Here is a 13,982-nt window from a genome sequence, read left to right on the forward strand (position 1 = left end):
TCGGTCAAATGAGGAGATCGTTGAGGGTTCAGCCTGGCGCTGAACCCTTTATTTTTGCAGGTGCCGCTATTGCGACATGTTGAGGATAGTGCGCACATTGAGCGCGCTGGTGGCGATAATGTCGATGGCACCGGTACGCAAAGCGCCCAAAATCGCCAACGCCTTGGTATTCTCGGAAGCAATGGCGATCACACAAGGGATTTTGCGCAGCTCATCGATGCTTAGCCCGATCACTCTGTCATTCATTACCGTGTCGACATGCTGCCCCTGGGCATTGAAAAAGTCATAGCCGGCGATGTCGCCGATCACGCCCTGATTAAGGCTGGCGTCGATAATCTCGTGCGGCGTGAACCATCCCAATTTCACCATATAGCTGTTTTCATTCATGTCGCCAATGCCGACTAACGCCACATCGGCCTTACGCGCGCGATCCAGGGTTTCCTTGATCGTGCCGTTCTGCATGAAGGCGTCTTTCAGCGCGCGATTTTCAACGTAGGCCGGCGCGTAAAGCGTCTCGCTGCTGCCGCCGAACTTCTTCGCCAAGCGCCGGCTGATATGGTCGGCATTGATCGCATCGCCCGGACGGTGAGTACCGCCGATGCCGCAGATGAACTTGCAGTTGCGCTCCGTCACGTTGCCGACGTGATCGGCAATCGCCGCCACGTTGCGTCCCTGGCCAACCGCCAACACCATATCGTCTTTCAGCGACATCGCCAGATAGTTGGACACCAGCGCCGCCACTTGCCGACGCTGTTCCTCTTCGTCCTGATGGTCGAGCGCGATCAGCGCGCGGCTGATGGGAAAACGTTCCATCATCTGCTGTTCCAGCCGGGTGCTGAATACCGGGTGATAACGCACGTTGATCTCGACGATGCCTTCTTCCTTGGCGCGCTTGAGCAAACGACCGACTTTGATCCGTGAAATGCCGAATTTTTTGGCGATCTCTTCCTGCGTGATCTCATCCTGATAATAAGCAACGGCGATTTCGGTCAGCAGTTCGTTATCCTGGGACACAGTTTGTTTTTCCATCCGTTAGACGTTTCCCCACGGCAGGCCGGTTAATCATGGCGGAGGGACGATACACGCCCCTCCGACAATGCTGAATGCCCGCTAGTATAACGCGATCAGGCGGCAACGGTATTCAGTCGTTGCTCCACCTCGTCCGCCAATCGGGTCAAGAGCAGACAGCAAGATACCGCGCCGGCATCCAATACGCCGCGCGAACGCTCGCCCAGACGGCTGGCGCGGCCGATTTTCGCCACCAGCTCGCGCGTGGAATCGCGCCCGCGCGCCGCGGCGCTCCTCATCTGTTCCAGCGCAGCGGCGAAGTCGTCACCGCACCCCGCCGCCTGCTCAAACGCCGCTACCGCCGGTATCAGCGTATCCATCAGACACTTGTCCCCCACGCCCGCGCTGCTGATGTCCTGCAGTTCGCGCAATCCGCCGTGCAACATCGCCAAAAATGCCTGCTTATCCAGCACACTGCGCTCGCGCACGCTCTCCGCCATGCCCATGAACAGGCTGCCGTACAACGGCCCCATCGAACCGCCGATGCCCTCCATCAGCGCATCGGAAACCGCATCGAACGCCTGCGCCAGCGTGAGCGTGCGGCCGCGAATGGCATCGCCGCACATCGCGAATCCCTTCGACATGTTAATGCCGTGGTCACCGTCGCCGATGGCGCCGTCTATTTCGCTCAGGTATTCGCGGTTGCTGACAATGGTGTCTATCAGCCCCGTAACGATCTCACTGCCGTACCGGGTTGAAATTTGTTCCGTCATGATTCACTCCACCTGGGTTAAGCCTAAAGATTGCGCCGGCATGTCCAGCAGCGTTTTCAGTTCGTCATCCAGCGTCATCAGCGTCAGCGTCACGCCCATCATTTCCAGCGACGTGAAGTAATTGCCGACGTAGCGCCGATGCACCCGCACGCCTTTCGCCGTCAATCGGCGCTCTATTTCGGCATAATAGATATACAGCTCCATCACCGGCGTGGCGCCAAGCCCGGAGATCAGCAACGCCACCTCCTGCCCCTGTTCCAGCGGCATGTCGTTGAGCACGAAATCGAGCATGGTGCCGGCCATCGCCGACGCCGACTGGATCGGCGACACCTCAATGCCCGGTTCGCCGTGATGGCCAATGCCGATCTCCATCTTGCCGTCTTCGATATGAAAATTGGGTTTGCCGACCGCGGGAATGGTGCAGGAACTGAGGCCGACGCCGATCGAACGACACCGGTCGATGGCTTTTTGCGCCGCGCCGATCACGCCGTCCAGATCGTATCCCTTGGCCGCCGCCGCCGCGCCGACCTTCCACATCAGAATTTCGCCGGCCACGCCGCGCCGTTTATCGATCTCACTGGCCGGCGCCGAGGCGACGTCATCGTTGGCCACCACGGTTTTCACCCGTATGCCGGCCGCCGTGGCCTTCTTGATCGCCATCTTGACGTTCATGTTGTCGCCGGCGTAGTTGCCGTACAGGCAAGCGACGCCCGCACCGCTGTCCGCCGCCTTGAAAGCGTCGAGAAAAGCCCCCGCCGTAGGCGATGAAAAAATCTCGCCAATCGCGACGGCATCCAGCATGTTTTTGCCGACATAGCCCAGGAACGCCGGCTCATGGCCGGAACCGCCGCCGGTGACGATGCCGACTTTGCCGGCGATCGGCGCCGGCGGATATTTCAACACCCGCGCATTGTCGGTGGCGGCGTAATAGTCCGGGTGGGCCAGCCTATAGCCCTGAATGGCGTCTTCCACTACGTGATCGGGATCGTTAATGATTCTGTTCATCGCGGCCTCTCTGTCGCCTGAATAAGAAATTATTGAATGGTGTAACCGCCGTCGACCACCAGGTTGGCGCCGGTGATCATCGCCGCCGCGTCGCCGGCCAAAAACAGGGCGCTGGCGGCGATATCTTGCGGCTCGGCGAAGCGCCGCAGCGGGATTTTCTGCTTCATCTGCTCAGCCACCTCGCCAGACCAGGCCTTACGGCCCAGCTCCGTCAAAACGACGGTGGGTGAAATGGCGTTGACCCGCACGTTGTGCGGCCCCCACTCCAGCGCCAGCACCTGAGTCAACCCGATCACGCCCGCTTTGCTGGCGCAATAGGCCAGGTGATTCGGCAATGCCACCACCCCGGCCTGCGAGGCGAGATTGATGATGCTGCCGCCGCGCTGACTAATGAAACGGCGCCCTACCGCCTGGCAGGTAAGAAACACGCCTTTCAGATTGACCGCCAGGGTTGCATCCCACGCCGTTTCCGGCAGTTCCTCAGCAGGATGCAGCGCGACGATGCCGGCGCTGTTGACCAGCACGTCCAGCCGCCCGAAATGCGCCTCAATCTGCGCCACCGCCCGCTCCACCGACGCGGCATCGGTGACGTCGGCCACGACGCCCAACGCCGCCTCGGCGTCCAGCTGTCGCGCCACTTCCGCAACCTGTGGCGCCCGATCGAGCAGCGCCACGCACGCGCCGTTTTGCAGATAGCGTTCGGCGATAGCGAGGCCGATCCCCGCAGCGCCGCCGGTAATCAGCGCCACCTTGCCCTGCAGCGAGAGCTCGCGCGGCGCCGTAGTTTGATGATTAATCATATATTTCCCCTTAAAACTGTGAACTTCACCCTCGGTCAGGATATTTTCGCCAAACTCGCGCCGCGTTCTTCCGACGCCGTCGCGCTTTCCTTCGGCAGCGTGACAAATTTCATCAGCACGCCGCTGAACAGGTACAAGCCGGTAAAGATCCAGATCACGCCAACGGTGCCGAGACTGCCGATAAACAGCCCCACCACCGCCGGGCCGACAAAGGTGCTCAGGCCAGCGCCCAGATTGAGAATCGACATCGCCGCGCCCTTATTGTCCGGCGCCAGCGACGGCATGATGGCCGACAGCGGCACGAACGCCGCCAGGCAGGCGCCGAACAAACCGGCGGCACAAACGGTCAGCAGGTAGTTGGCGCCAAAGAATTGCGGCACGTAGTAGAACATCAGCGTGGTCAAGGCGCAGCCGACGCAGCCGAACCACATCACCACATTGCGCCAGCCGAGACCGTCGCTGATCACGCCGAAAATCAAGTTGAAAATGATGTTGACCGTCCACAGCGCGGCGTACATCTGCAGCCAATGCGTACGGGTGAACCCCATATCCATCATGTACATGGGCATGAATACGACGAAGCCGTAAGCCGCAGAGGTATTAATGGTGCGCACGATGCCGCCCAGGCCGATCTTCGGGTTTTCAAACGCGATGGTGATGCCTTTCAAGACGTAACCCAGCGACGCTTTTTCCCGGTTGCCGCTCTGTGCCGCGCCGTCGTCGCGATTGAGCATCAGCGCAATCACCGCGCCCAGCACGACGAAAATCAGCGCGCTCCACAGCGTGTGGATCTCGCCGAGATAAGGCAGCATGATGCTGGAATACAGCACGCCCAGCACGCTGAGCCCGCCGCTGTAGACGAACCAGAAAATCCCCACCGCCGACCCCAGCCTTTCCGGCGGCGCCTCATACGCCACCCACACCAGAAAACCGTAGGCAAATAGCGGATAGCCCAAGCCGCGCAGCGCATAGGTCGGCACCATGATCGCCAGGTTGTTGCTCGGCAGGCCAAACGTCAAAAAGCACACCGAACCGAACAAGAACAGCAGCAGGCCGGCCAACATCACCCGCCGGGCGGTAAAGATTTCCGCCAGCACACCGGAAAACCAGGCGGCGATCGCGGCCGCAAAGCCATAAACGCTGAACAGCAGCGCCGATTCCTGAATGCTCAGCCCTTTGCCAATCAAATAAGGCGACAGCCATCCTTGTTCCAGCCCTTCGCCCATCATGAACACCAACACGCCGGCATAGCCCAGCAGCAGTTTCGGTGACAGACCAATGCGATGAATCAGTCCATGCAACATAGAACACCCCAGCACATGTGATTATGGAGGCGCAGGCTCGCCCGCACCCGAAGAACGATGCAGGTTTCAGAGGTTTGGATTAAGCACCACTTTGATTGAACCGATGCCGCGCTTCATCAGCTCGAAGCCCTCGGCGAACTGTTCCAGCGGCAGCGTATGCGTCACCACGCCTTCGGTCGGCAGATCGCCATTGGCGATGCCTTCGATCACCAGCGGGTAGCAGTAAGGGCCGAGGTGCGAACCGAGCACGTCCAGCTCCTTGCGGTCGCTGATGATGCTCCAGTCGACGGTCACCGGATCCTTGAACACGGAAAATTCGACGAAGGTGCCGAGTTTGCGGATCAACGTCAGGCCCTGTTCCACGGACTTTTGGGCGCCGGTCGCCTCTATGTAGATGTCGCAGCCGTAGCCGTCGGTCATCGCTTTAACCGCCGCGGGCACGTCGTCACGGGTCGGGTTCAGCGTCACATCCGCGCCGAAGCGCTTCGCCAGCGCCAGACGCTCGTCGGACAGATCCAGCACCACCAGCTTCGAGGGCCCGGACTTTTTGATCGCCCCGATCATGCCCAGCCCCAGGGTGCCGGCGCCGGCCAGCACCACGACATCGCCCAGTTTGATATTGGCGCGTTGCACCGCATGGAAGGAGCAAGCATAGGGTTCGATCAGAATGGCTTTTTCGATCGGCAAGTCGGCCGGCACGTGATAGTTAATCGCCTCTTTGGTGAACTTCATGTACTCGGCCATGCCGCCATTGACGTTTTTCTGGAAACCGTACAGGTCATGCTTTTCGCACATCCAATACTGACCGCGGTTGCAGAAGCGGCATTGCCAGCAGGGAACGATTTGTTCTGATATCACGCGATCGCCGAGATTGAAGCCCTCGACGCCTTCGCCGTATCCCACCACGTGGCCGATAAATTCATGGCCGGGGATCATCGGCGCCTTGATGTATGCCGGTTGTTTTTCATCGCCCCAGAAGCTGGGCGCCCCTTCGAACGCTTTAACATCGCCGGCGCAGATGCCGCAGGCCTCGATCTTCACCAGGATCTCTTTCGGGCCAATCTTCGGTACCGGCACCTGTTCCAGGCGGTAATCTTTCGGGGCGTACGCCACAACCGCCTTCATGATCTCGGGGATACCGGCCGCCATTTTCGCCTCTGTCATGCAGGTCTGACACATAGCACTCTCCTCTGGTAGGGGAACTTATTTTGATCATTAACACACGCAAAGAACAAATGAACACTAACGCCACGCGTTCAATTTGCCCACAGTGAACTTATCAAAGTGTGATATCGCTCAAAAACCCGTCTACATGAGGATGAATAACGATTAAAACCTCTTTTTTAGTGACGAAAGTCACCTTTTACAGGCGCAAACAGAAAACACGACGAAAAAACAAAAGAACATAGATTGAACATTTGATTAAACAGAGATACGGTAATGAACGTGGCGCCATCGAGGATCGCCGCCCTTTTCGTTACCAATCAGGAGACCGCTATGCTGCCTATCGCCATCGGCGCCGACGATGCCGCCATTGAACTGAAGGATCTGATCGTCGCCCACCTGCAACAACGGGACATTCCCGTCATTGACTACACGACGGATCGCACCGCAGAAACGGGGATCTATCCCGATATCGCCTATCGCGTCGCACAGGCGATACGGGAGGAAAAACATCGGCGGGGCATCCTGCTGTGCGGCACCGGCATCGGTATGAGCATCGTGGCCAATAAAGTGCCCGGCATTCGCGCGGCGCAATGTCACGATACCTACTCCGCCCAACGGGCGCGCAAAAGCAATGATGCTCAGATCATCACGCTGGGCGCGCGGGTCATCGGTGCCGAGCTGGCGAAAACCATCGTCGATGCCTGGCTGGAGTCGGAGTTTGAAGGGGGAGGTTCGGCGCCGAAAGTCGAGCGAATCGGCTATTACGAAAACGCGGTCGGACGGCGTTAAATCGCCTGCAGCCATGATGGCGGTCGTGCATAAGCCGCGCTCCGCCTGGGTTTACTCGGCATTCATTGTTATTATCCATCGCAACAATCAGAAAAAGCGCATTTTCATTCTCGACCCGATGATGCAGTGTGTTCCCCCTATGATGAAAAAGGTTCTCATTTCCCTACGTTGAGCTTGGTCAAGGAGCTTATCAATGAATCAATTAGACGCACTCAAGCAGCTGACCACGGTGGTCGCCGACAGCGGCGATATCGAATCCATCCGCCAGTTCGAACCCCAGGACGCCACCACCAACCCTTCGCTGATCCTGAAAGCCGCCGCGCTGCCGCAGTACAAAGCGCTGATCACCGAAGCGCTGGAGTATGCCCGCCGCCAGGGCGGCAGCAAGGAAACCCAGCTGATCAACGCCAGCGATAAACTGGCGGTCAACATCGGCGTCGAGATCCTCAAAAGCGTGCCGGGCCGCATCTCCACCGAAGTGGACGCCCGCCTGTCGTTCGACCGCGGCATGTGCGTCGCCAAAGCGCGCAAACTGATCGGCATGTATCAGGAACAGGGCATCGACAAATCGCGCATCCTGATCAAGCTGGCTTCCACCTGGGAAGGCATCAAAGCCGCCGAAGAGCTGGAAAAAGAAGGCATCAACACCAACCTGACGCTGCTGTTCTCCTTCGCACAGGCCCGCGCCTGCGCCGAAGCCGGCGTGTATCTGATCTCGCCGTTCGTCGGCCGCATCTATGACTGGTACCAGGCCAAACAGCCTGCCGCCGACTATGACGCCGATCAGGATCCGGGCGTGAAATCGGTGCGCACCATCTATGAATACTACAAGCGTCATCGTTACCAGACGGTGATCATGGGCGCCAGCTTCCGCAAAGTTGAGCAGATCCTGGCGCTGGCCGGCTGCGATCGCCTGACCATCGCGCCGAACCTGCTGGAGCAGCTGAAAAACAGCGAACAGCCGGTCGAGCGCAAGCTGACCCCGTCGACCGAGGGCTTCCACCAACCCGCTCCGCTGGCCGAAGCGGAATTCCGCTGGCTGCACAATCAGGACGCCATGGCGGTGGAAAAACTCGCCGAAGGCATCCGCCTGTTCGCCGTCGACCAGCAGAAGCTGGAAGACATGTTGGCCGCTCAACTGTAATCGCACTGGAGTTTCGTTATGTCTTCTCGTAAAGAGCTTGCCAACGCCATCCGCGCACTCAGCATGGACGCCGTACAAAAAGCAAATTCCGGCCACCCGGGGGCCCCTATGGGCATGGCGGACATCGCCGAAGTCCTGTGGCGTGACTACCTCAACCACAACCCGACTAACCCGCACTGGGCTGACCGCGACCGTTTCGTGCTCTCCAACGGCCACGGCTCCATGTTGATTTACAGCCTCCTGCACCTCACCGGCTACGACCTGCCGATGCGCGAGCTGGAGAACTTCCGTCAGCTCCATTCCAAAACCCCGGGGCACCCGGAGTACGGTTACACCCCAGGCGTTGAAACCACCACCGGCCCGCTGGGCCAGGGTATCGCCAACGCCGTCGGCTTCGCCATCGCCGAACGCACCCTGGCGGCGCAGTTCAACCGCCCTGGCCACGACATCGTCGACCACCACACCTACGCCTTCATGGGCGACGGTTGCATGATGGAAGGTATCTCGCACGAAGTCTGCTCCCTGGCCGGCACCCTCAAGCTCGGCAAGCTGACCGCCTTCTACGATGACAACGGCATCTCCATCGACGGCCACGTCGACGGCTGGTTCACCGACGACACCGCCTTGCGTTTCGAAGCCTACGGCTGGCACGTGGTGCGCAACGTCGACGGCCACAACCCGGACGCCATCAAGGCCGCGATTGAAGAAGCCCGCAAGGTGACCGACAAGCCGTCGCTGCTGATGTGCAAGACCGTTATCGGTTTCGGTTCGCCGAACAAGGCCGGCACCCATGACGTGCACGGCGCCGCGCTGGGCGCCGCCGAAGTGGCCGCCACCCGCGAAGCGCTGGGCTGGAAATACGCCGCCTTTGAAATCCCGCAGGACATCTACGCCCAGTGGGACGCCAAGGAAGCCGGTCAGGCCAAAGAAGCGGCCTGGAACGACAAGTTCGCCGCCTACGCCAAAGCCTTCCCGGAACTGGCCGCCGAGTTCAAGCGCCGCATGAGCGGCGAGCTGCCGGCCGACTGGAAAGCCGACGCCAAAGCGTTCGTGGAAAAACTGCAGGCCAACCCGGCCAACATCGCCAGCCGCAAGGCGTCGCAGAACGCGCTGGAAGCGTTCGGCAAGGTGCTGCCGGAGTTCCTGGGCGGCTCCGCCGACCTGGCGCCGAGCAACCTGACCATGTGGTCCGGTTCGAAAGCGCTGAACGTTGACCCGGCGGGCAACTACATTCATTACGGCGTGCGCGAGTTCGGCATGACCGCCATCACCAACGGCATCGCGCTGCACGGCGGCTTCCTGCCGTACTCGGCGACCTTCCTGATGTTCGTGGAATACGCCCGCAACGCGGTGCGCATGGCGGCGCTGATGAAGCTGCGCAATGTGTTTGTCTACACCCACGACTCCATCGGTCTGGGCGAAGACGGCCCGACCCACCAGCCGGTGGAGCAGCTGGCGAGCCTGCGCGTGACCCCGAACATGAGCACCTGGCGCCCGTGTGACCAGGTGGAATCGGCGGTGGCGTGGCAGTACGGTATCGAGCGCAACGACGGCCCGACCACGCTGGTGTTCTCGCGCCAGAACCTGACCCAGCAGCCGCGCACCGCAGAGCAGCTGGCGAACGTGTACCGCGGCGGCTACGTGCTGAAAGACTGCGCGGGCACGCCGGACGTCATCCTGATTGCCACCGGCTCCGAAGTGGGCATCACGGTGGAAGCGGCGGACACGCTGACCGCGGCGGGCCGCAAGGTGCGCGTGGTGTCGATGCCGTCGACCGACGCGTTCGACAAGCAGGATTCGGCGTACCGCGAGTCGGTGCTGCCGGCGGCGGTGACGGCGCGCGTGGCGGTGGAAGCGGGTATCGCGGACTACTGGTACAAGTACGTGGGCCTGAACGGCGCCATCGTGGGCATGACCACCTTCGGTGAGTCGGCGCCGGCGGAGCAGCTGTTCGCCGAGTTCGGCTTCACCGTGGACAACGTGGTGGCGAAGGCGCAGGCGCTGCTGAAGTAAGCGGCCTGGCGCAAGCCGATAAAAAAGCCGGTCATCGTGACCGGCTTTTTTTATGCCATCACCCGATGAATCTGCAAATATTGCAGCAGCATGATGGTCTTGCCGTCTTTAATGCGGCCGTCGGCGATCATCGCCACCGCTTCACTGAACGGCAGTTCGATCACCTCAATATCTTCATCTTCAATGCCGCCGCCGGCCGCGCGCCGCTCATCGTCATGGTATTCGGCGATAAAGAAGTGCACGATTTCAGTCACGCCGCCCGGCGACATGTACGCTTCGAAGATTTTCTTCACCTCGCTGACCTGAAAACCGGTCTCCTCCACCGCTTCGCGGCGCGCGCATTGCTCCGGAGAGTCGGCGTCCAGCAGGCCGGCGCAGGCCTCGAGCAGCATGCCGCTCTCGTTGCCGTTGACGTAGGTCGGCATGCGGAACTGATTGGTCAGCACCACCGTGCCCTTGGCGCGGTTGTACAGCAAAATGGTAGCGCCGTTGCCACGATCGTAGACCTCGCGCACCTGTTGCACCGAACCGCCGTTTTTGCGTTTCAGATCGAACGTGTACTTGTGCAGCACATACCAGTTGTCCGACAGCAGCTCTTTCTTCACATTCTCAATTTTCGACGACATAACCCTTTTCCCTTGCGTGACAACGTGAAGATCATACCGCGATTAGGCCGCGCCGCGGCAGACGATTTGCAACAAAAATCACATCGTCTCTCCGGGTAAACCAGGATTTAAAATACATCGTGGGCAGACGCAAACTCTGACAGACGAGTCAGGACGAATCGCATCCGCAAAGGCAAATCATCAGTGGAAACCGGGCTGCGGCTGAAAATCGGTGGGCATTTCGCTATTCATTTGATTACACAACGACAATTGTTCCGTTTTGTTGACAACTTGATACAAATCGCGGTGCAATTTAGTTGCAAAAGTTATAGTTTTGCTTTCGAATGAAAATGGCGAAGCGCCTCACCTGAGAGAAAAGGATTCCGTGATTGCTTGTTAAACGTTCCGTGACCGGCAGCCTGGCCAGAGCGCTGTTCGGCATCGTGATCCTGTCGGTGCTCGCCACTGGGTTGGCGTTGACGACCGTCGCCGGCAGCCAGAGCGATGCCGAGGCAATCAACATCGCCGGTTCGCTGCGCATGCAAAGCTACCGCTTGGCCTTTGACCTCGACCGGCAGAACCCGGAGCTGGAGCTGCACCTGCAGCAATACCGGCAATCTTTGCAGGCACCCGCGCTGCAAAAGCTGGCGCGTTTTTACGTCCCGGCCGAGGTACGCAACCACTATCTGGCGTTGCAACGAACATGGCAAACGATGGAGCAGCAGATCCGCGACGGGCAGGCGGCCGCCTACCGGGCAGAGGTTGCCGGCTACGTCAACCGCGTCGATCATTTCGTTTCCGCTCTACAGCGTTATTCAGAGTTGAAACTCACCCTGGTGGCCGCCATCAGCGTACTGGGCTACGCCGCCATCATCGGTCTGGTGCTGTTCTGCATCCGTTTTATGCGCCGCCAGGTGGTCACGCCGCTGCAGCATCTGGTCGACGCCAGCCAGCGCGTGCAACAGCGCGACTTTCGCCACCCGCAGCTGGACGTGGCGCTGCCGAACGAACTCGGCGTGCTGTCGCAAACCTTCAGCGCCATGTCGGACGAGCTGGCCCGGCTCTATCAATCGCTGGAGCTGAAAGTGCAGGAAAAGACCCAGCGCCTGCAGCAGGCCAACGAAACGCTGGAGGTGCTGTATCGCTGCTCGCAGGCGCTGAGCGTGCGCCAGATCGATCAGCAGGCGTTTGAAAATGTGCTGCGCATCGTGCGCCAAAGTGAACGACTGCGCTGCATCCGGTTGAACGTGGCGGACGACCATGGCCAGTGGCAACTGAACGAAGGAGAGCCGGCGCCGGCGCAAGCCTGGAGCGCGCTGTCGATCACTCAAGGCGATAAACTGCTGGGCGAATTGCGTTGGCAGCCCGAGGCGCAGCCGCCGCATCCTCACCTGATGCAGAGCCTGGCCAATATGTTGGGCCGCGGCGTCTACTTCAACCGCGCGCAAAAGCAGCACCAATATCTGTTGCTGATGGAAGAGCGTGGGACCATCGCCCGCGAGCTGCACGATTCGCTGGCGCAGACGCTGTCGTTCCTGCGCATCCAGCTGACGCTGCTCCGGCGCGCCGCCGACGATCCGGCGGCGCAGACGATTATCGATGATTTCGATCGCACGCTGGCCGATGCCTATCGCCAGCTGAGAGAATTACTGGCCACCTTCCGCCTCAACATTCAGGAGGCGGATCTGAATGCCGCGCTGGAGCAACTGTTGCAGCCATTAAAGGCGCTAACCCCCGCGCGGATTCAGTTACACTGTCGGCTGCCCTCGCAGGCGCTCAACGCCCAACAGCAGGTGCACGCGCTGCAGATCGTGCGCGAAGCGGTACTCAATGCCGTCAAGCACGCCGGAGCGAACGAGATCGCGGTGTGTTGCGAGGTCAATGCCGCAGGCGACAACGTATTCAGCATTACCGACGACGGTTGCGGCATCGCCAGTCTGGAAGAACCGGAAGGGCATTACGGCTTGACCATCATGAGCGAACGCGCGGCGCGACTGGGAGGAACGCTGCGCATCCGGCGCAGAGGCGGCGGCGGCACGGCGGTCTGCCTGACATTCTCGCCCTGACCTTGCGGCTGTTCACTCGGCGTTACGGTTGCCGCCGGGCAGAAGGCTGCCCAGAGAGGTTTGCGGTGCAGAATGCCGCTATTTTTGAAGAGACAGTCCCACTGTGAAGCACGCCTCCGGGCGCGTTTGAGTGGCTTTACTTGCTACAGGGAGCATATTTCATGGTGATGAAGCAATACCGAGTCATGATCGTTGACGATCATCCGTTGATGCGGCGCGGCATCAAACAGCTGCTGGGACTGGATGCGCGATTTGGCGTGGTAGCGGAGGCCGGCAACGGCAGCGAGGCGGTTGCGCTGGCACTGCAGCACGCGCCGGACGTGATCTTGTTGGATCTGAACATGAAGGGCATGTCCGGGCTGGATACGCTGCGGGCCCTGCGCGACGAAGGCGTGGACGCGCGCATCATCGTGCTGACGGTCTCCGATGCGCGCAGCGATCTGTATGCGCTGATCGACGCCGGCGCCGACGGCTATCTGCTGAAAGACAGTGAACCGGAACAGCTGCTGGAACACATCAGCGCCGCCGCCGAAGGGCAGAACGTGATCAGCGACGCCATGGCCGACTATTTGCTGGCGCGCGGCGAGCAACGCGATCCCTTCGCCGCCTTGACCGAACGCGAACTGGACGTCTTGCAAGAGGTGGCGCGCGGCCTGTCCAACAAACAGGTGGCGGCGCAGCTGCATATCTCTGAAGAAACCGTGAAGGTGCACATCCGCAATATACTGCGCAAGCTGGACGTGCGTTCTCGCGTGGCGGCGACGGTGATGTACCTGGAGTACAAAAGCCACTGATCGCCCCGCCCCGGCCAATACGCCGGGGCCGCTTACTCGATGGCGCTGAGCAGCGCCTGATGGTGCTGATGCACCCAGCTCTTGTTGAACGGCCCCCAGCTTTCCAACTGATAGAAACCGTCGTTGTTGCGCACGCCCTGCTGCACGAACTGCAGCTCGACGCCCATGCCGGGCAGCGCCTTCAGCACATCCTGCAACGTGCGGCGCGGCCAACCGGTCAGCGCCATCAACCGCGGCACATTGGGCCGCTCACTGTGGCTGATCAGCCAGCATAAATAAAGCCGACGGGCAAATACCGGGTTAATTCCCATGCCAAGCTCCTGCTGTAAGGTGAGTCCAGTTTTTACTTTCGGTTGCCTGCGGCGAAGACATGCGCAAGGCCTTTGATAGTAATAAAAATGTCTTAATAGCGTACAATTATCGGCGTCGGTGCATCCACGCCGTTTTCCGCTACCGTTATTTACACTATCTCCTTTTTTTCTCCACGCTTTCCTCGACTATCCCGAGTAAAGTG

At 60.1% G+C, this 13,982-nt stretch carries 13 protein-coding genes; 5 read left to right on the forward strand and 8 right to left on the reverse strand.

What is annotated here, in order from left to right; all coding sequences use genetic code 11:
- Positions 1–66: 66 nt before the first annotated feature.
- The 6 genes from ACSJLU_RS18055 to ACSJLU_RS18080 form a co-directional block, all read right to left on the reverse strand.
- The gene (locus ACSJLU_RS18055; protein WP_025303807.1) at positions 67–1,029 is read right to left on the reverse strand and encodes a sugar-binding transcriptional regulator; all 963 of its coding nucleotides are present in this window, start codon (positions 1,027–1,029) and stop codon (positions 67–69) included.
- A 95-nt stretch (positions 1,030–1,124) separates the two neighbouring features.
- Positions 1,125–1,781 carry a dihydroxyacetone kinase subunit DhaL gene (gene dhaL, locus ACSJLU_RS18060; RefSeq protein ID WP_049205376.1) on the reverse strand — a complete coding sequence of 219 codons (657 nt, stop codon included), beginning with the start codon at positions 1,779–1,781 and terminating at the stop codon, positions 1,125–1,127.
- A 3-nt stretch (positions 1,782–1,784) separates the two neighbouring features.
- Entirely contained in the window at positions 1,785–2,786 is a 1,002-nt protein-coding gene (locus ACSJLU_RS18065) for a dihydroxyacetone kinase subunit DhaK (RefSeq protein ID WP_015378693.1), read from the reverse strand.
- Positions 2,787–2,815: 29 nt separating this feature from the next.
- Entirely contained in the window at positions 2,816–3,586 is a 771-nt protein-coding gene (locus ACSJLU_RS18070; RefSeq protein WP_025303809.1) for an SDR family oxidoreductase, read from the reverse strand.
- A 35-nt stretch (positions 3,587–3,621) separates the two neighbouring features.
- Positions 3,622–4,890, reverse strand: a complete 1,269-nt coding sequence (locus ACSJLU_RS18075; RefSeq protein ID WP_025303810.1) for an MFS transporter — start codon at positions 4,888–4,890, stop codon at positions 3,622–3,624.
- 66 nt (positions 4,891–4,956) lie between these two features.
- Positions 4,957–6,069 carry an MDR/zinc-dependent alcohol dehydrogenase-like family protein gene (locus tag ACSJLU_RS18080; protein WP_025303811.1) on the reverse strand — a complete coding sequence of 371 codons (1,113 nt, stop codon included), beginning with the start codon at positions 6,067–6,069 and terminating at the stop codon, positions 4,957–4,959.
- Between the two features lie 318 nt (positions 6,070–6,387).
- Here ACSJLU_RS18080 and rpiB point away from each other — a divergent pair, with 318 nt between their 5' ends.
- The 3 genes from rpiB to tkt all read left to right on the forward strand — a co-directional run bounded on the left by rpiB (position 6,388) and on the right by tkt (position 10,003).
- Positions 6,388–6,846 carry a ribose 5-phosphate isomerase B gene (gene rpiB, locus ACSJLU_RS18085; protein WP_025303812.1) on the forward strand — a complete coding sequence of 153 codons (459 nt, stop codon included), beginning with the start codon at positions 6,388–6,390 and terminating at the stop codon, positions 6,844–6,846.
- 193 nt (positions 6,847–7,039) lie between these two features.
- Complete coding sequence (gene tal / locus ACSJLU_RS18090) at positions 7,040–7,990, forward strand: transaldolase (protein WP_016926754.1); 951 nt, start codon at positions 7,040–7,042, stop codon at positions 7,988–7,990.
- An 18-nt stretch (positions 7,991–8,008) separates the two neighbouring features.
- Positions 8,009–10,003, forward strand: coding sequence for a transketolase (gene tkt / locus ACSJLU_RS18095; RefSeq protein WP_380826000.1), 1,995 nt, complete (start codon positions 8,009–8,011; stop codon positions 10,001–10,003).
- 50 nt (positions 10,004–10,053) lie between these two features.
- Here the strand turns inward: tkt and nudK are convergent, their stop codons facing one another.
- Positions 10,054–10,629 (reverse strand): GDP-mannose pyrophosphatase NudK, encoded by a 576-nt coding sequence (gene nudK, locus ACSJLU_RS18100; protein ID WP_025303814.1) that lies wholly within the window; start codon positions 10,627–10,629, stop codon positions 10,054–10,056.
- 368 nt (positions 10,630–10,997) lie between these two features.
- Here nudK and narQ point away from each other — a divergent pair, with 368 nt between their 5' ends.
- Both narQ and ACSJLU_RS18110 read left to right on the forward strand, forming a co-directional pair.
- Complete coding sequence (narQ, locus tag ACSJLU_RS18105; protein ID WP_025303815.1) at positions 10,998–12,674, forward strand: nitrate/nitrite two-component system sensor histidine kinase NarQ; 1,677 nt, start codon at positions 10,998–11,000, stop codon at positions 12,672–12,674.
- 161 nt (positions 12,675–12,835) lie between these two features.
- Positions 12,836–13,468, forward strand: a complete 633-nt coding sequence (locus ACSJLU_RS18110; protein WP_025303816.1) for a response regulator — start codon at positions 12,836–12,838, stop codon at positions 13,466–13,468.
- A gap of 32 nt (positions 13,469–13,500) precedes the next feature.
- Here ACSJLU_RS18110 and ACSJLU_RS18115 read toward each other — a convergent pair whose 3' ends face one another.
- Positions 13,501–13,779 (reverse strand): winged helix-turn-helix domain-containing protein, encoded by a 279-nt coding sequence (locus tag ACSJLU_RS18115; protein WP_004941750.1) that lies wholly within the window; start codon positions 13,777–13,779, stop codon positions 13,501–13,503.
- Positions 13,780–13,982 lie beyond the last annotated feature (203 nt).

The organism is Serratia bockelmannii, from assembly GCF_051803255.1.
In the GTDB taxonomy this organism is placed as follows: Bacteria; Pseudomonadota; Gammaproteobacteria; order Enterobacterales; family Enterobacteriaceae; genus Serratia; species Serratia bockelmannii.

Excerpts from the sequence above, each read along its gene's own strand:
- dhaL (WP_049205376.1), bottom strand. The coding sequence starts at position 1,781 with ATGACGGAACAAATTTCAACCCGGTACGGCAGTGAGATCGTTACGGGG.
- tkt (WP_380826000.1), top strand. The coding sequence starts at position 8,009 with ATGTCTTCTCGTAAAGAGCTTGCCAACGCCATCCGCGCACTCAGCATG.
- nudK (WP_025303814.1), bottom strand. The coding sequence starts at position 10,629 with ATGTCGTCGAAAATTGAGAATGTGAAGAAAGAGCTGCTGTCGGACAAC.
- ACSJLU_RS18110 (WP_025303816.1), top strand. The coding sequence starts at position 12,836 with ATGGTGATGAAGCAATACCGAGTCATGATCGTTGACGATCATCCGTTG.
- rpiB (WP_025303812.1), top strand. The coding sequence starts at position 6,388 with ATGCTGCCTATCGCCATCGGCGCCGACGATGCCGCCATTGAACTGAAG.
- ACSJLU_RS18070 (WP_025303809.1), bottom strand. The coding sequence starts at position 3,586 with ATGATTAATCATCAAACTACGGCGCCGCGCGAGCTCTCGCTGCAGGGC.
- ACSJLU_RS18115 (WP_004941750.1), bottom strand. The coding sequence starts at position 13,779 with ATGGGAATTAACCCGGTATTTGCCCGTCGGCTTTATTTATGCTGGCTG.
- ACSJLU_RS18055 (WP_025303807.1), bottom strand. The coding sequence starts at position 1,029 with ATGGAAAAACAAACTGTGTCCCAGGATAACGAACTGCTGACCGAAATC.
- ACSJLU_RS18080 (WP_025303811.1), bottom strand. The coding sequence starts at position 6,069 with ATGTGTCAGACCTGCATGACAGAGGCGAAAATGGCGGCCGGTATCCCC.
- ACSJLU_RS18065 (WP_015378693.1), bottom strand. The coding sequence starts at position 2,786 with ATGAACAGAATCATTAACGATCCCGATCACGTAGTGGAAGACGCCATT.
- ACSJLU_RS18075 (WP_025303810.1), bottom strand. The coding sequence starts at position 4,890 with ATGTTGCATGGACTGATTCATCGCATTGGTCTGTCACCGAAACTGCTG.
- tal (WP_016926754.1), top strand. The coding sequence starts at position 7,040 with ATGAATCAATTAGACGCACTCAAGCAGCTGACCACGGTGGTCGCCGAC.